The organism is Brenneria izadpanahii (assembly GCF_017569925.1).
GTDB lineage: Bacteria > Pseudomonadota > Gammaproteobacteria > Enterobacterales > Enterobacteriaceae > Brenneria > Brenneria izadpanahii.
This window is the reverse complement of sequence record NZ_CP050854.1, coordinates 3,834,804-3,851,482: the sequence shown is the minus strand read 5'-3', so window position 1 is coordinate 3,851,482 and position 16,679 is coordinate 3,834,804. Positions and strand designations below refer to the sequence as shown.

At 55.7% G+C, this 16,679-nt stretch carries 16 protein-coding genes; 5 read left to right on the top strand and 11 right to left on the bottom strand.

All coding sequences use genetic code 11. The features are described from left to right. Window positions 1-26: 26 nt before the first annotated feature. Genes HC231_RS17210 through HC231_RS17190 form a run of 5 tightly spaced genes read right to left on the bottom strand, consistent with a single transcriptional unit; the run spans window position 27 to window position 4,344 of the window. Window positions 27-1,004 (bottom strand): 5-oxoprolinase subunit C family protein, encoded by a 978-nt coding sequence (locus HC231_RS17210; RefSeq protein WP_208227957.1) that lies wholly within the window; start codon window positions 1,002-1,004, stop codon window positions 27-29. After that, window positions 994-1,875 (bottom strand): 5-oxoprolinase subunit B family protein, encoded by an 882-nt coding sequence (locus HC231_RS17205; protein WP_208227956.1) that lies wholly within the window; start codon window positions 1,873-1,875, stop codon window positions 994-996. The genes HC231_RS17210 and HC231_RS17205 overlap by 11 nt, the downstream gene beginning before the upstream one ends. 1 nt (window position 1,876) lies before the next feature. Then, on the bottom strand, window positions 1,877-3,265 hold the full coding sequence (locus HC231_RS17200; RefSeq protein ID WP_208227955.1) for an acetyl-CoA carboxylase biotin carboxylase subunit: 1,389 nt from the start codon (window positions 3,263-3,265) through the stop codon (window positions 1,877-1,879). A 23-nt stretch (window positions 3,266-3,288) separates the two neighbouring features. Beyond that, a complete protein-coding gene (locus tag HC231_RS17195; RefSeq protein WP_208227954.1) occupies window positions 3,289-3,537 on the bottom strand; it encodes an acetyl-CoA carboxylase in 249 nt (82 codons plus the stop codon). A gap of 21 nt (window positions 3,538-3,558) precedes the next feature. Further along, entirely contained in the window at window positions 3,559-4,344 is a 786-nt protein-coding gene (locus HC231_RS17190) for a 5-oxoprolinase subunit PxpA (protein ID WP_208227953.1), read from the bottom strand. A 127-nt stretch (window positions 4,345-4,471) separates the two neighbouring features. Here HC231_RS17190 and HC231_RS17185 point away from each other — a divergent pair, with 127 nt between their 5' ends. The 4 genes from HC231_RS17185 (at window position 4,472) to yjiA (ending at window position 9,424) form a co-directional block, all read left to right on the top strand. Next, window positions 4,472-5,386 (top strand): LysR family transcriptional regulator, encoded by a 915-nt coding sequence (locus tag HC231_RS17185; protein WP_208227952.1) that lies wholly within the window; start codon window positions 4,472-4,474, stop codon window positions 5,384-5,386. Window positions 5,387-5,776: 390 nt separating this feature from the next. After that, window positions 5,777-7,930 (top strand): carbon starvation CstA family protein, encoded by a 2,154-nt coding sequence (locus HC231_RS17180; protein ID WP_208227951.1) that lies wholly within the window; start codon window positions 5,777-5,779, stop codon window positions 7,928-7,930. A gap of 312 nt (window positions 7,931-8,242) precedes the next feature. Beyond that, entirely contained in the window at window positions 8,243-8,446 is a 204-nt protein-coding gene (locus HC231_RS17175; RefSeq protein ID WP_208227950.1) for a YbdD/YjiX family protein, read from the top strand. Window positions 8,447-8,461: 15 nt separating this feature from the next. Next, window positions 8,462-9,424 (top strand): GTPase, encoded by a 963-nt coding sequence (gene yjiA, locus HC231_RS17170; RefSeq protein WP_208227949.1) that lies wholly within the window; start codon window positions 8,462-8,464, stop codon window positions 9,422-9,424. A gap of 69 nt (window positions 9,425-9,493) precedes the next feature. On the opposite strand, the gene ybaK is transcribed toward yjiA, so the two are convergent. The 4 genes from ybaK to HC231_RS17150 form a co-directional block, all read right to left on the bottom strand. Beyond that, window positions 9,494-9,976, bottom strand: a complete 483-nt coding sequence (gene ybaK / locus HC231_RS17165) for a Cys-tRNA(Pro)/Cys-tRNA(Cys) deacylase YbaK (protein ID WP_208227948.1) — start codon at window positions 9,974-9,976, stop codon at window positions 9,494-9,496. Window positions 9,977-10,068: 92 nt separating this feature from the next. Continuing rightward, the gene (locus tag HC231_RS17160; RefSeq protein WP_208227947.1) at window positions 10,069-10,872 is read right to left on the bottom strand and encodes a TraB/GumN family protein; all 804 of its coding nucleotides are present in this window, start codon (window positions 10,870-10,872) and stop codon (window positions 10,069-10,071) included. Window positions 10,873-10,981: 109 nt separating this feature from the next. Continuing rightward, window positions 10,982-13,699 carry a copper-exporting P-type ATPase CopA gene (gene copA / locus HC231_RS17155; protein ID WP_208227946.1) on the bottom strand — a complete coding sequence of 906 codons (2,718 nt, stop codon included), beginning with the start codon at window positions 13,697-13,699 and terminating at the stop codon, window positions 10,982-10,984. Between the two features lie 314 nt (window positions 13,700-14,013). Then, window positions 14,014-14,493 (bottom strand): DUF6097 family protein, encoded by a 480-nt coding sequence (locus HC231_RS17150; RefSeq protein WP_208227945.1) that lies wholly within the window; start codon window positions 14,491-14,493, stop codon window positions 14,014-14,016. A 249-nt stretch (window positions 14,494-14,742) separates the two neighbouring features. Between HC231_RS17150 and cueR the strand changes: the two genes are divergently transcribed. Further along, complete coding sequence (gene cueR, locus HC231_RS17145; protein WP_208227944.1) at window positions 14,743-15,183, top strand: Cu(I)-responsive transcriptional regulator; 441 nt, start codon at window positions 14,743-14,745, stop codon at window positions 15,181-15,183. On the opposite strand, the gene HC231_RS17140 is transcribed toward cueR, so the two are convergent. Together HC231_RS17140 and HC231_RS17135 are read right to left on the bottom strand one after the other, a co-directional pair. After that, the gene (locus tag HC231_RS17140) at window positions 15,173-15,628 is read right to left on the bottom strand and encodes an NfeD family protein (protein ID WP_208227943.1); all 456 of its coding nucleotides are present in this window, start codon (window positions 15,626-15,628) and stop codon (window positions 15,173-15,175) included. The two genes, cueR and HC231_RS17140, sit on opposite strands and share 11 nt — an antisense overlap. Beyond that, a complete protein-coding gene (locus HC231_RS17135) occupies window positions 15,628-16,542 on the bottom strand; it encodes an SPFH domain-containing protein (RefSeq protein WP_208227942.1) in 915 nt (304 codons plus the stop codon). Before HC231_RS17135 ends, HC231_RS17140 begins: the two co-directional genes overlap by 1 nt. Window positions 16,543-16,679: the final 137 nt, after the last annotated feature.

The window sequence follows — 16,679 nt, the reverse complement described above, 5'->3', positions numbered from 1 at the left end:
GTCTAGTTCACAAATAGTGTGTAGGTCTAGTTCACAAATAGATGTTCAAGCCGATCCAGACGCTGACGATATTGCCGTCGCGCCTCCAGTGCCTCTTCTAGCGAGATCGGAACAAAACGCACGCGATAATTGGGCTGTAACTGCCCGATGATATCCAGATCGGCGCCGATCACCGTTCCCAGCGTCATATAACCGCCGCCGGATACCGCATCACGCAGTAGAACTATCGGCTCCAATCCGCCGGGCACCTGCACCGAACCAATCGGATAACAGGCATCGACGATATTGGAGGGATCGGAGCCCGCGCCAAACGGCGGCGTGCGCGGTTGGAAGGCCAGCGGGCTGCCGCCTTTCAGCCGATAGCCGATACGGTCCGCTTCCGTCCCCACCGACCAGGTATCAGCAAAAAATCGTGTCGTCGCTTCCGGGGTGAGGCGATGGATATACAGCCCCGGCACCATGCGCAGCGAGACATCCTTGCTGAACGCCGGCAGATAATCTTCTGGCACGGTGGTTCCCGGTTTGGCTTTTGTCGCCGGCGCGCCGACGGGAAGCGTATCGTTCGCCGCCAGACGCCGTCCCAGATGACCGCCCAGCGCGCCCAATGTATAAGTCGAACGGCTGCCCAGCGCGACGGGAACGTCAATGCCGCCGGCGACGGCCAGATAGCTGCGGCAACCCGCGGCGGCGTAGCCAAAGCGCAGAACCTGTCCGGCCTTGACGCTAAAGGCGGTATGCATAGGCATTTCCACACCGTCCAATTGCGGTTTCATACTCGCTCCGCACACGGCCGCCAGCCCTGCGCCGGTAAACTCCAGTTCCGGCCCCAGCAACGTAATTTCAAGCGCCGCGGCCGATTCAGGATTTCCCACCAGCAGGTTCGCCATGCGCAGGGAATACTGATCCAGCGCGCCGGAGGGCGGGATGCCGAGATGGTAATAGCCTTCACGCCCCGTATCCTGCACAGAGGTCGCCAGTCCGGGTTTGAGGACATTAATCTGCATACAGCACCTCCTGGAGATAGTGTTTATAGCCAGCGGGATCGGCGGCAAATTTATCCAGCTCGAAGGTTACGGGCCGGATGCGCAGGTTAAAGGTTCCGGCCTCAACCGCCTGTATCGCCTCGTCATAGCGTTGCCGGTCGATAGGCTTGAACTGCACGATGTCCCCGGCGCGGAAAAACACCAGCGATTCGCGGAAATAGTCCAGATTTTGCTGCGGGTCATAGATGGGGGCGGGGGTGACGCCGAATAGCTGATAACCGCCGGCGCCCCGTACCGAATAAATACAGCCGAAACATCCGCCGTGCCCCAGCGACAGGCGCGGCGTATCGGTACGGGGACGCAGATATTTGGGAACCTGAAGCTGTTTTTCCTGCTCGACCATCTGGAACATAAACGGTAAACCGGCGACGAATCCGACCATCGACACAAACCACGGCGTACCGCTGTGGGCGTCGATAAAGGCGTCGATATCTTGATAACCGTTGATGGCGGCGGCGTACTCCAGATCGGTTACGCTGGGATCCTGATGGCGATCGCGAAAGCGCATCAGCGTTTCGCGCGTCCAGGGATCGTTATATAGCACCGGAATTTCAATGATGCGCGTCTCAAGCCGGTTCACCGTCTGCGCCTGGTTTTCCGCCTTTTGGACGGTATCCAGCAGCGCCTGGGGGGCAACAATATCCGGGTTGAAGCGAATCTGAAAAGAGGCGTTCGCCAGACAAATATCCAGAATGCCGGGGATCGCCCACTGTTCGACGGTACGGGTGATCGCCAGACCGCGAAAGAATGCGGACAGCGACATCGCTTCATCAATTTCGGCGAAAAGATGTTCATCGCCGCCAAAGCTGTAACGGATTGCGGTGTTTTCCATATCAGGCCTCCCGGGAAATCGGCGTCTTGGCTTGCGCGCGCGCTTTCAGCCACTCTTCCAGCGCGGTGGTATCAAATTGCCCGGCGCGCAGGCGCGGATCGGCTATCAGCCATTGATGGAGAGATTGCGTGGTGACGATCCCCGTCAGGCGTAATTGCCGCAGCGCCAGCTCCGCGCGCGCCAGCATTTGCCGACGATCGGGGCCATGCGCCACCAGTTTCGCCAACAGGGAATCGTAATAGGGCGGAATGCGGTAGCCGCTGAATAGATGGCTATCAATACGGATGCCTTCTCCCTGCGGCCAGAGCAGCTTGTCCACCACGCCGGGGCAGGGGAAAAAGTTGCGATCCGGATCTTCGGCATTGATCCGCATTTCGCAGGCGTTGCCGTTAAGCGCGATATCTTGCTGACGCAGGCTGAGTTTTTCTCCCTGCGCGATACGCAGCATCCATTGCACCAGATCGACGCCGGTGACCATCTCCGTCACCGGGTGTTCCACCTGAATGCGGGTATTCATTTCAATGAAATAGAATTCACCGCTATCCTCATCGAACAGATATTCCAACGTCCCCGCCCCGCGGTAACGCAGCTGTTGCGCCAGTTGCAGCGCGCTATGGCAAATGGCTTCGCGCTGAACCGGGGAAAGCGCCGGCGACGGGGCTTCTTCAAATATCTTCTGCCGCCGCCGTTGCAATGAACACTCCCGCTCGTAGAGATGGATGACCCGCTCTCCGTCGCCGAGTATTTGCACTTCAATGTGCCGGGCGTGCCGGATAAAACGTTCCAGATAGACATCGCCACAGCCGAATGCGGCGTTGGATTCATTCTGGGCGATGGGAAAATCACGAGCCAGTTCTGTCGCGTCGGCGACAACGCGGATACCGCGGCCCCCGCCGCCGGCCGCCGCTTTAATCAACAGCGGATAACCAATCTCTTCGGCGCATCGCAGCGCTGCGTCAATGTCGCCCAATGCGGCGGTGGAACCGGGCACCACGGGAACGCCGGCCTCCCGCGCGGTGCGCCGGGCGACGGCTTTATCGCCCATCATGCGGATGGTTTGCGGGGTAGGGCCGATAAACCGCAATCCGGCTTGTTCCACCGCTTGAGCAAAGTCGGCGTTTTCAGATAGGAAACCATACCCCGGATGAATGGCGTCGGTGCCGCTGCGACGGGCGCCTTGAAGCAGCGCCTCGACGTTCAGATAGCTTTGATCGGCGCGCGCCGGGCCAAGAATATAGACTTCATCGGCAAGACGGGCCGGCAGAGAATCGGCGTCCGCGTCACTGCATGCCGCCACCGTGGGGATGCCCAGGCTTTTGGCCGCGTGGATAATTCTGACGGCTATTTCGCCCCGATTGGCGATAAGTAGTTTTTTTATTGGTGTTTCCATCTCCGCCTCCTATATTGCTGTCTTTATCTATTCGTTTTTATGATGGCTATTACCTGCCCTGGTTCGACAGCATCGCCGTTATTGATATTAAACGAGATTAATTGTCCAGCTTGTTCTGCATAAACTTCGCTGAATTGTTTCATAACCTCAATTAAACCAATGACGGTGTCTTCATTAACAACATCTTTTTCTTCAATAAAAACGGCGGCGTCCGGCGCGGGACGACGATAAAAAACACCGGGTAAAGGGGAACGTACTTCATATTCTTTCATCACTGGATTCCCTTAAAATTTTTACTTTGTTGGATAAGAAATTATTCTGGCTGCCGATTTAACATTAATATCAGCGGCATGAAGCTGTTCGCGTATGGCTTTTATTAATGCCAGCGCGCCCGGCGTATCGCTGTGAATACAGACCGAATCAAATACGACCGGAATGTCGTCTCCTTCGATGGTGCGGACCTTTCCTTCCCGGCAGGCGCGTAATACTTTCTGCGCCACGTGCTCAGGAACGAGCGGGCCAACCCGGCGGGTAAACACGATCGATCCGCTGCGGTCATAATCTCTGTCGGCATAAAATTCACAAATAACAGGGTGTTGTAGATTTTTTGCGGCCTGCCATACCGCCGAGTTATGCATGCAGAACAACAATAAATCGGGCGCCAACGAGTGCAGCGTTTCCACAAAAAATTGCGCCGCGGCCTGATCCCGCGCCAGATGCATATACAGTGCGCCGTGTGGTTTTATATGTTGTAACGGTAATTGATACAGCGTAGCAAATTCGCGCAATGCGCCTAATTGGTAGATAATATCATTGGTTAATTCCTGTGGCGGCATATTAATATTTCGCCGGCCAAAACCCGCCAGATCGCGAAAGCCGGGATGCGCTCCAATAGCAATGTCATAATATTTCGCCAATTCAATTGTCTGGTTAATGGTATTGGGATCGCCGGCATGAAATCCGGCGGCAATATTCGCGGAACTTATATAAGGCATAATTTCTTTATCGACGTTATCGCCGATGGTCCAAGGACCGAAATTTTCACCCATATCGGAATTCAGGTCGATTTCATATTTCATAATTATTTCTTATTTGTGATGGCTTTGTTTAAAAATAATATAGAGTGAATTTTTTCCATTCGGAAAGACGTATTTTTAGATGCTTTGATATCTGAAAAACAGAATGCTTAAACAATAAGAGAAAAATATGATCACACTTCGCCAAATCCGTTATTTCGTCGCGACCGCTGAGATGGGGCAAATATCACAAGCCGCTATTCATTTAAATATTTCACAGTCGGCCGTAACCACGGCGATTCAAGAGCTGGAAAGCATGCTGGGGAAACCGCTGTTTCTGCGTTCGGTTCATGGAATGACGCTGACCGAAAACGGCAGCTACTTTCTTAATCACGCCTATTCCATCCTGCGCAGCGTTGATGACGCGATGATGGTGCCGCTGACGGATAACCGCACCCAGGGGGCGCTGAATGTGGCGGCCAGCTACACCGTGATGGGGTACTTTCTGCCGTTTCATCTGCAACGCCTGGCCTACGGTTTTCCGCATATCACCATCAACCTGAACGAGCGGGAGCGCAGCGACATTGAGCAGGGGCTGATCAACCGCTCTTTTGATATTTCGCTGGTGTTGACCGCGAATCTCACCCACCCGGAAATCACCTCGGAAAAGTTGTTCAACTCCGAGCGGCGCTTATGGCTGCCTAGCCGTCATCCGCTGTGCGATAAGCCGCAAGTGAGTCTGGCCGATGTGGCGAAAGAACCATTCATTATGCTGACGGTTGATGAAGCGGATCACAGCGCCATGCGCTATTGGGATGAGAGCGGACATCGCCCGCGCATCATGCTGCGCACCAGCTCGGTGGAAGCGGTGCGCAGTATGGTCGCCAATGGGTTAGGCGTGGCGATTTTATCCGATCTGGTTTATCGGCCGTGGTCGCTGGAAGGGCGGCGTATTGAAACCCGCTCTTTGAAAGATACCGTTCATCCGATGAGCGTCGGGTTGGCCTGGCATCGAGACGCCAGGTTTACCCCGGCGATGCAGGCTATCCGCGAATATTTCCGTCAAGCCTTTCTGACGCCGCAGCTTAATTTTTCCCGGCGTTGACGCCGCTTAGCGTGACGGAGCGATAAGCGGCATTCACCCGTCAACCGTTCACCCGACGATTCTAACCGCTTAGCGCGCTATATTACCGGCTAGCAAAATAGCGATAGTTCGTCGGTCGGCGCTGACGTAATGTTCTGCCACCAGCAGTGTTTCGGCGGAACATGATGACAACTTCATTGGTTTTTTCACTTATCCGTAATCCTGTCTTCAATCCGGCGGATCGGCTGGCGCGCCAAGCCGGCCTGTTGTCGTTTTCCGTACCGCCTCCATTGCTGCGTCCGCCTCGTTCCCTTTATATCCGGCCCCTCTGCGTGATGAATATCGTCATCGCGTTGATTTATTTAATAAACATCAAAACCAAATAATTATGACTTTTATGAAGGATGTCTTATGAAGAGCAGTACCATTCTTAAACACATCCCCTGGATGATCCTGGGGATCATCGGGGCTGCTTGTCTGGGCGTGGTCGCACTACGCCGCGGCGAGCATGTCAGCGCCTTATGGATTATTGTCGCCTCTGTCGCCGTATACCTGGTGGCTTATCGATACTACAGCCTGTATATCGCTCAGAAGGTTATGAAGCTGGACCCGAATAGGGCGACGCCGGCCGTGGTGAATAATGATGGGTTGAACTATGTTCCAACCAATCGCAACGTGCTTTTCGGCCACCATTTCGCCGCCATCGCTGGTGCGGGGCCGCTGGTCGGACCGGTGCTGGCCGCACAAATCGGCTACCTGCCGGGCACTCTGTGGCTGTTGGCCGGGGTGGTGCTGGCCGGCGCGGTACAAGACTTTATGGTGCTGTTCCTCTCTACGCGCCGCAACGGCGCCTCGCTGGGTGAAATCGTCAAGAAAGAGCTGGGACCGGTGCCGGGAACGATCGCGCTGTTCGGCTGCTTCTTAATTATGATCATCATCCTGGCGGTGTTGGCGCTGATCGTGGTGAAAGCCTTGGCGGAAAGCCCGTGGGGCGTATTTACCGTCTGTTCAACGGTGCCGATCGCGCTGTTTATGGGCGTCTACATGCGCTTTATTCGCCCCGGACGCGTGGGCGAAGTTTCGGTTATCGGTATTGTGCTGCTGGTGCTGGCGATTTGGTTCGGCGGCGTTATCGCGCACGACCCGTACTGGGGGCCGGCGTTAACCTTTAAAGATACCACCATCACCTTCACGCTGATTGGTTATGCGTTTGTCTCCGCGCTGTTGCCGGTATGGCTGATCCTGGCCCCGCGCGACTATTTGGCGACTTTCCTGAAAATCGGGGTAATTGTCGGTCTGGCGATCGGGATCGTGATTTTGAATCCGGATCTGAAAATGCCGGCGGTTACGCAGTTTGTCGACGGCACCGGGCCTGTCTGGAAAGGCACGCTGTTCCCCTTCCTGTTTATCACCATCGCCTGCGGCGCGGTATCCGGTTTCCATGCGCTGATTGCCTCCGGCACGACGCCGAAACTGCTGGCTAGCGAAAACGACGCCCGTTTCATCGGTTACGGCGCGATGCTGATGGAGTCTTTCGTCGCGGTGATGGCGCTGGTTGCGGCATCCATTATTGAACCGGGTCTGTATTTTGCGATGAATACCCCGCCGGCGGCGTTAGGGATCACCATGCCTAACCTGCATCAGTTGGGAACGGCCGATGCGCCGGCGATTCTGGCGCAGTTGCAGGAAGTTTCCGCTCATGCGGCGGCCACCGTCAGTTCGTGGGGATTCGTCATTTCGCCAGAGCTGATTATGCAAACGGCGAAAGATATCGGCGAACCTTCCATTCTGAATCGCGCCGGCGGCGCGCCGACGCTGGCGGTAGGGATTGCGCACGTATTCCATCAGATTATTCCGGGCGCCAACATGGGCTTCTGGTATCACTTCGGTATTCTGTTTGAAGCGCTGTTTATTCTGACCGCGCTGGATGCGGGTACGCGTTCCGGCCGCTTTATGCTGCAGGATCTGCTGGGTAACTTCGTGCCGTTCCTGAAGAAAACCGATTCGCTGGTCGCCGGGATTATCGGTACCGCCGGGTGCGTGGGGTTGTGGGGCTATCTGTTGTATCAGGGCGTGGTGGATCCGTTGGGCGGCGTGAAGAGCCTGTGGCCGCTGTTCGGCATCTCCAATCAGATGCTGGCCGCCGTAGCGCTGGTGCTGGGCACGGTGGTGTTGATCAAGATGAAACGCACGCAGTACATCTGGGTGACGCTGGTGCCGGCGATTTGGCTGCTGATTTGTACCACCTGGGCGCTGGGGCTTAAGCTGTTCAGCAACAATCCGCAACTGGAAGGCTTTTTCTATATGGCAAACATGTTCAAGGGCAAGATTGCTGAAGGCGGCGCGGACTTAACCGCCCAGCAGATCGCTAACATGAACCATATCGTTATCAATAATTACACCAACGCCGGTCTGAGCATTCTGTTCCTGATCGTGGTGTACAGCATCATTGCTTACGGTATCAAAGCCGCGTTGGATGCGCGCAAAGATCCTAAGCGCACGGATCAGGAAACGCCGTTCGTCCCGCTGCCCGAAGGGGGCGTGAAGATTTCATCCAGTCACTAAGCGGGCGATATCCTAATTACCCCGTATAATGTATAAACATTATACGGGGTCAGACTGTTGCGAAAGCCTGTTATTAGGAGAAACACGGGGGGAGGTTCCCGCCGGGACGTCTCACTCCCGTGGTCGCTCCGGGTATCCCGATCTCATCACAATGGGTTTGTCATCAAACTTGGGGTTGTTTTTATCGCGCGGCGAAAAACGGGCAACGCGCAGAGCGATAAAAAACGTCATGCCACGGCCGTAGGCGGGAATGACGAAGGTAGGGCGGAAATGATGGTGCCGCTGATTGGGCGCTTTTGACAGGAGATGATTATGTTCGGCAATCTGGGACAGGCAGGGAAATATTTAGGCCAGGCGGCGCGTATGCTGGTTGGTATTCCTGACTATGAAACCTACGTACAGCATATGCAGACCAATCACCCTGATAAGCCGGTGATGACGTATAAAGAATTTTTCCGCGAACGCCAGCAGGCGCGTTACGGCGGCGATGGCAAAGGCGGAATGCGTTGCTGTTAGCAAATCGGAGCTGTTATGACTCAACCTCTCTATGTCACTATTCTGACCGGATTTCTCGGCGCGGGTAAAACCACCTTATTGCGGCATATGCTCAATGCCGAGCATGGTTATAAGATTGCCGTGATTGAAAACGAATTCGGCGAAGTGCCTATCGATAATGCGCTGATTGGTGAGCGGGCAAGTAAAATCACCACCCTGAGCAACGGCTGTATCTGCTGTAGTCAGGCGAATGAGCTGGCCGATGCGCTGTTGGATTTACTGGACGGCATCGACGGCGGTACGCTGGATTTCGACCATGTGGTGATTGAGTGTACCGGCATGGCCGATCCCGGCCCGGTGGCCCAGACCTTCTTTTCCCACGAGGTTATCTGCGAGCGTTTTATGCTGGACGGCATTATTACGCTGGTGGATGCGGTACATGCCCAGCAGCAACTCGATCGGTTCACGATCGCCCAGTCGCAGATCGGCTATGCCGATAGAATTCTGCTGACCAAAACCGATATCGCCGGCGAAGATGAGGCGTTGATCCAGCGTCTTCAGCGCATTAATGCCAGAGCGCCGATATATTCCGTGGTGAACGGGGACATTGATTTAAGCGTGTTATTTAATATTGAAGGCTTCATTCTTAACGATAAACTGGCGGTGAACACGCCGACCTTCCGCTTTATTGCGCCCGCGCAAAACAATATTCAGTCTATCGTCGTTCATCTCGACGCCCCGGTTGAGCTTGCCGCGGTATCCGATCTGATGGAAAGTTTTCTGGTGAATCACGCCGATAATTTATTGCGTTACAAAGGGATTCTGGCGATTAACGGCGACGCGCGGCGCCTGTTGTTTCAGGGCGTACAACGCCTGTACAGCGCCGACTGGGACAGAGAATGGCGGGATGACGAAGAAAGGAAAAGCGTACTGGTTTTCATCGGCAGGGATCTGCCCGAGCAGGAGATCCGCGACGGCTTTACCCGTCTGGCTGAATGAATTGTTTTAGGTTTTCCGGCTGCCCTGCGGGCAGCCTTCTATCGCTCGCATTACTTCGCGCGTAATTATTTAACCCTCATGCTTGGCGACGTCGGCAAATTTCGCTTCTAACAGACGAGCCAGATCTTGCGCCGCCAGCTCGATATCCAGCCCGCGCTTACCGCCGGAAATAAAAATGGTTTTGAACTGTTGCGCCGCTTCGTCAATCACGGTCGGCAAACGTTTTTTTTGCCCCAGCGGACTAATCCCGCCGACCAGATAGCCGGTTACGCGTTGGGCTATCGCGGGATCGGCCATATCGGCTTTTTTAGCCGACAGCGCGCGGGCCACTTTCTTTAAATCCAGCATTCCGGCGACCGGCGTAACCGCAACGGCGAGGTTCTTGGCATCGCCGTTCAGCGATACTAACAGTGTTTTGTAAACCTGCTCTTTGTTCAGCCCCAGTTTTTTGGCCGCTTCCTCGCCAAAATTGGTTTCGTCGCTGTCGTGATGATAGCTGTGTAAAGTAAATGCGATCTTGTTTTTCTCAAGCAGTTTAATTGCGGGTGTCATGATTCAAATATCCTTAACGGGCGATATCCTGTTCTTGCATGTCGCAGGCGTATTGAACTCCTGCATATTGACATCTGTCGGGTATATTTCGCTCAATTAGCCTGTAATAACGTGGGGAGGTTGTCATCACCATATAAATGTAGCGCGCCGACTGCAACCACATAATTGCCGGGAGGCAAAGCCTGGAGCTTTTGCCGCCAGAGCCGGTTACGTTGATTCATCAGCACGTTGCTCATCTCATTACTGAAGGCGGCGGGAAGCGAGGCCGACATCTTGCCCGGTTTGCTGTCCAGCCACCAGCCGACCATGGTTTGCAACAGACGCGCGTTGGTATGCCAGTGTACGATCGTATCTTGCAGCAGCGGTAAACCGCCCTGCGGCAGCTGTTGCAGCAAATCGACCTGAGTTTGTTGCCCCTCAAGTTCAATAATGTTCACCCCTTGCGCCTTAGCGGCGTTAATCAACTGATAATCGATGCCGTAATCCGGGCGCAATCCCAGTACCTGGGCCTGACGGGCCTGTAGCATCAGCGCCGCTTGCCAGGCGGGAACGCGGTCGATAAGGCTTTCGCTGAAGGACAACTTTTCACAGATTTGCTGTAGCCGGCGGTAATCTTCCGGGCTGAGCCGTTCCGAGAGCGGCGGCTCGGACGCGGTATGTTCAAAAGGCGAACCGGCGCTGGAAATATCGGCTTCGACAATCAGCGCGGTGGCGCTTTGCAATTGTTTCAGCAGTTCATCGGGCAGGGGGGCCATATCCATGCTGCCCATATGAATACTGCCGACCAGATGAAACAGGCGGTCATCCGGCAGTTGAACATCCACTGCGGGATAGGCGTAGGTCAAGGGCGTGATAAAACCCAAAAAAGTCGCAATTTGGCGTAGCAGATGTCCCATAGATCCCGTCTCCCGATTCTCATCCGTCTATGCTAAACGCATCGAAAGGCAAGTTGTACTGGTAATAGGCTGAAAATGCGGATGCCAGAGGGCGCGCGCAGCGCGCCGCTCATCTCCTGGGTTTGAAGCGCAGCAGCCGGTTGGCGTTACTGACGACGGTGATGGACGATAGCGCCATTGCCGCGCCGGCAACCACCGGGCTTAACAACGTCCCGGTCAGCGGATAAAGCGCGCCGGCCGCGATCGGGATCCCCAACGCGTTGTAGACGAACGCCCCCAGCAGATTTTGTTTCATATTGCGCAGCGTGGCGTTGGATATGGCCAGGGCATCGGCTACGCCGTGCAGGCTATGGCGCATCAGGGTAATGGCCGCGGTTTCGATAGCGATATCGCTGCCGCCGCCCATGGCGATCCCCACATCCGCCTGCGCCAGCGCGGGCGCGTCATTGATGCCGTCGCCGATCATCGCCACGCGTTTTCCCTGCGCCTGAAGTTGCTTGATGGCATCCGCTTTGCCGTCCGGCAGCACGCCGGCGATCGTCCGGTCGATGCCGGCTTCTTTGGCTATCGCATTGGCCGTCAGCGGATTATCGCCGGTCAGCATCACCAGTTGGTAGCCCGACTGATGCAGACGTTGCAACGCCGCGGCGCTGTCTTCGCGCAAAGGATCGAGAATGGAGAACATGGCGACGATATGTCCGTCGGCCGCCAGCAGCACCGGCGTAATGCCGCGTTGCGCCTGCTGATCGATCAGCGCTTCGCCCTCCCGGATGTCGACCTGGCGCTGCTTCAACAGCGCCGGATTGCCCAGCAGCAGCGACACGCCATCGGCCGTTTGCCCGCTGACGCCCAGACCGCGCAAGGTTCGAAACTGCGTAATCTCCGTGAGCGCCAAGCCTTCGGCGCGGTTAACGATGGATTTTGCCAGCGGATGATTGGCTCCCTGTTCCAGCGAGGCGGCCCAAATCAGCGCCTGCTGTTCCGTCGCCGCCCCAAAGGTGTGAATCTCCGCCACGCGCGGCTGGCCTTCGGTCAGAGTGCCGGTTTTATCAAAGACCAGGATGTCTAACTTACTGGCCTGTTGCAGGGCATCGGCATCGCGCACCAGTACGCCGAATTCGGCCGCGCGGCCGACGCCGGAAATAATCGACATCGGCGTCGCCAGCCCAAGAGCGCAAGGGCAGGCGATAATCAGCACGGTGGTGGCGATCACCAACGTGTAGACGATTTGCGGCGCCGGTCCGGCAAAGAACCAGACGGCGCCGCTAACGACGGCGATAGCCGCCACCACCGGCACAAACACGGCGGAAATGCTGTCGGCCAACTGCCCGATAGCCGGTTTACTGCTCTGCGCCTGCCTGACCAGCCGGATAATGCGCGCCAGCGTGGTCTGGCTGCCGATAGCGTCCGCGCGAAACAGCGCGCTGCCGTCGGTAACCAGCGTACCGGCGCGAACCTCGCTCCCTGGCTCTTTTTGCCGCGGCAGCGGCTCGCCGGTCAGCATCGCTTCATCTACCCAGATTTCCCCCTGCAGGATTGCGCCGTCGACGGGAATACGATCGCCGGTCGTCAGGCGTAACGTCATGCCGGATTGCACGGCGGCCAGCGGCAGCGTTTTCTCGCCGTCCGGCGTCACGACGCGGGCGCTGGGGGGCGTGAGATCCAACAGCTTTTCCAGCGCGTGGGACGAGCGCTGACGGGCGCGCTGCTCCAGGGCATGACCCAGATTGATCAGACCGATGATCATGGCGCTGGCTTCATAATAAAGGTGGCGGGCCGCCATGGGGAAAACGTCCGGCCATAGATTGACGGTAATCGAGTAGATCCAGGCCGCGCCGGTGCCGAGCGCGACCAGGGTATCCATGGTCGCGGCGCCGTTTTTCAGGCTGCGCCAGGCATTGCGATAAAAATGGCCGCCAGCGAAAATCATGACCGCCAGCGTCAGCGCGCCGACGATCAGCCACGACGTGCGGTTTTCCGGCGTCAGGGTCATGCTGCCGCCGAGCACGCCCCACAGCATTAACGGCACGCCCAACAGCAGGCCGAGCGCGGCCTGCCGCTGAAAACGCCGGATGTTTTGTTGCGAGGTCTGCTGCTGGCGGACGCGGCGTTGCTCCTCATCCTGAATGATTTCGGCGCCGTAGCCCGCCTGCTCGACGGCGGCGATCAGCGCTTCCGGCGCCGCATGGCCGCTCACCAGCGCGCTGCGCTCGGCCAGATTCACGCGCGCCTGGGTTACGCCGGCAACGCCTTGCAAGGCTTTCTGCACCCGGTTGACGCAGCTGGCGCAGCTCATCCCCTGAAGCAGCATTTGCACGCTGTCGTCATCAACGGATGAGGCCGGAACGCTATTATTCTGGGCCGCTGGCAGCGTTTCCGGCGTCGTCGCTACCTGTGCCAGCGGCTCAGTTTTTGGGTGAGCCGCCTCCTGCAATACCCTGGCTTGATAACCGGCCTGTTCCACCGCGCTGATTAGCGCCGCCGGATCGGCCTCGCCGTAGATGTCGGCTTGCTCTTTGGATACCTCTGCCGCGACAACGCCCTGAACGGCTTCCAACGCTTTACGCGTTGAGGCGACGCAGTGCTGGCAGCTCAATCCGGAAAGTTGCAGAGCGACATCCGGGGCGGCGGCCTGGCTGGCTTCGTATCCGGCCTGTTCGATACTGGCGATTAGCGCCGGCGTTTTCGCATCGCCCGTGACTTTGGCGTAATTCAGCGTGACGTCCGCCTGTTCAACATCCGGCAACTCCTCCAGCGTTTTTTTTACCCGCTGTACGCAGTGTCCGCAGGTGAGTCCCTGCAATGACAAAACGATAGTTTGTGACATGAGCGTTATCTCCTGTGAGCGCAACCGGCGGTCGAATACGCTGGCCGTCAGTCGGCTTTTTACCGATGATTAAGCAGGTTAAACCTTACAGCAAGGGGAAGGTCAAGATATTATTTGGCTGATTAAAGCAGGCTTTTAAAATCGACGCCGACGCCGCGATCGCGCTTTGAATAAAGGGGATGTATGACTGTGGAATTTGGCCGGCATTTGAAATATCGCGCCGCATTACCGGCTGCGGCGCGGGTCTTCGAATATTGTTTCGCTTTTCCCTTCAATCGCGATGCGCCAGGTAAAGGTAAGGTTGCAAGACTCAGTTATTCGATAATAGGTTTGATGATGGATGGCGATTTGGTCATGAACGCGTGAATAATCTTATCTACCTCCGCCATAGACTGACTATTTAATCGATAAAAATAGAAGACCATAGCGGCAAATGCGACGGCATATAAGATCACCGCCCACGGGTATTCGATGATCATCAGGAAAAGGTTTTTCATCATATTTTCAATATCAAACCCGAAGCTAAAATATTTCTGATAGCGGCTGAAAAACAGAAAAAGAGAGAAGATCAAAAGGGGGAGCGCTAAAATCCCCGATATGATGTTGGCGGAACGTTTTTTCTTATTCAGATTGGCGTACTTTGACCCGCCCAGATATCGTTCAATCTCGATAATCTGGTGAGAGAGGTCATCTTTTGACGTGACGGGCACATTGTGACGTTCAATGTACTGATGAAGCTCTTTCAGCCGTTGCGCGTTATCAATCGTCTGACTCAACGTTTTGAAATATCCCATAATGCATAATGCTCCTGCTTTATTTATTCAATCATCGTCAATCTGCCGGTTTTACGGCAAGCCCCGATCCGGCGCTCAATTGTACATAACCCAATATAAGGCCGCACGCCATAGGCGATTATCTTGAAAAATAGGGAACATCTTCTGTGGATATTCAGATCGGAGATAACCATTCTGACATTTCACTGGCGATGACGTATGCTCATTTTAGTTGACGATCTACCCGCAAGGGAGGCGTAAGGGGGAGTGATGAATATCGGCGATGTGGCAAAAAAAACCGGGCTTACCAGTAAGACCATTCGCTTCTACGAAGAGAAAGGGCTGCTGACCGCGCCGTTGCGTTCTGAAAACGGCTACCGCAGCTATAGCGCTCATCATATTGAAGAGCTGACGTTACTGCGTCAGGCTCGTCAAGTGGGGTTTAATCTGGAAGAGTGTAAGGAGCTGATCGCGCTGTTTAACGATCCGCTACGCCGCAGCGCGGATGTTAAAGCGCGCACGCTGCAAAAAGTGACGGAAATCGAAGTCCAGATTGAAGAACTGAGGGCGATGCGCCAGCGTTTGCTGGCGCTGGCGGAACAGTGTCCGGGAGACGGCGGCGCGAACTGCCCGATCATCGATAATCTTGCCGGTTGCCGTCATTCAGAGACAACGCACTCCCTGAATGACGATCCGCTGGTTAAGACGTAACCGGGCGCACATGCAGCGTAATGCCTTCAATGGCGATCACTTCAATATGCGTTCCGGCGGCCAGGTGTTGCTCTGATTTTACCCGCCAGGTGCTGTCGCCTATTCTGATGCGTCCGTAACCATCCACCGTGGGTTCGATTAGCGTGGCGCGCCGCCCAATTAGCTGCTGTCCGCGCTGGTTCAGCGAGGACGCCGGACGGGCAAGCGTGCGTTTACGCAGCCAGTACCACCAAAGCACGGCGGTGATGATGGTCAGAACGGCGAATGCAATGCCTTGCCACGGCCAGCCTATCGGCATCAGCCAGGCCAGCAGCCCAACCAGCACCGCCGATATCCCGCTCCATAACAGATAACCACTAGCGCCCAGCATCTCGGCCGCCAGCAACAGGCCACCGAGCGACAGCCAGAACCAGTGCGCGTTTTCCATCACCAGTTCAATACCCATTATTTACTCCGGCTGTCTTGGCTATCTTTAATCAGTTCGGTAATACCGCCGATGGCCCCCATCAGGTTGCTGGCTTCCAGCGGCATCATGATGACCTTGCTGTTGTTGGATGAACCGATTTGCTGCAGCGCGTCGGTATATTTTTGCGCCACAAAGTAGTTGATCGCCTGAATGTTGCCCGCGGCGATGGCTTCAGACACCATTTTAGTCGCCTGCGCTTCCGCTTGAGCCGCACGTTCACGCGCTTCGGCTTCTAAAAAGGCGGACTGCCGTTCCCCTTCCGCCTTCAGTATTTGCGACTGTTTTTCCCCTTCGGCCCGCAGAATGGCGGCCTGGCGAACGCCCTCGGCTTCAAGAATATCGGCGCGTTTGTTACGTTCCGCTTTCATCTGCGCGTTCATCGCCGCGATCAGCTCGGCCGGCGGACGCACGTCGCGGATTTCAATACGGGTAATCTTAACGCCCCACGGGTTGGTGGCTTCATCGACGATATGCAGTAAACGGCTGTTGATGCTGTCGCGCTGGGAGAGCATTTCATCCAGCTCCATCGAACCCAGCACGGTACGGAAGTTGGTCATGGTCAGATTGACGATCGCCTGTTGCAGATTGCTGACTTCATACGCCGCGCGGGCAGGGTCGATCACCTGAATAAAGCAGACCGCATCGATAGCGACATTGGCGTTATCGCGCGAAATGACTTCCTGGGACGGAATATCCAACACCTGTTCCATCATATTGATTTTTCGGCCGACGCGGTCCATGAACGGCACCACCAGATTAAGGCCTGGCATCAGCGTTTTGGTATAGCGGCCGAAGCGTTCAACGGTCCATTGGTAGCCCTGCGGTACGATTTTAATTCCTGACCAAACAACGATCAGCGCAACAAAGATCAATACGGGAATGACGGTAAGCATTATCTAAAACCTCCTGGTTGTTTTATCTGCCGCTAAGTGTAACCCAAGCGCGGCCGGATTCAGTGGGGTTCTGTGGTTATTTTCCGTTGTTTTGCCGTTTTCGCCGTTCTTTGCCCGGCACTTACGCCATGTCAGTG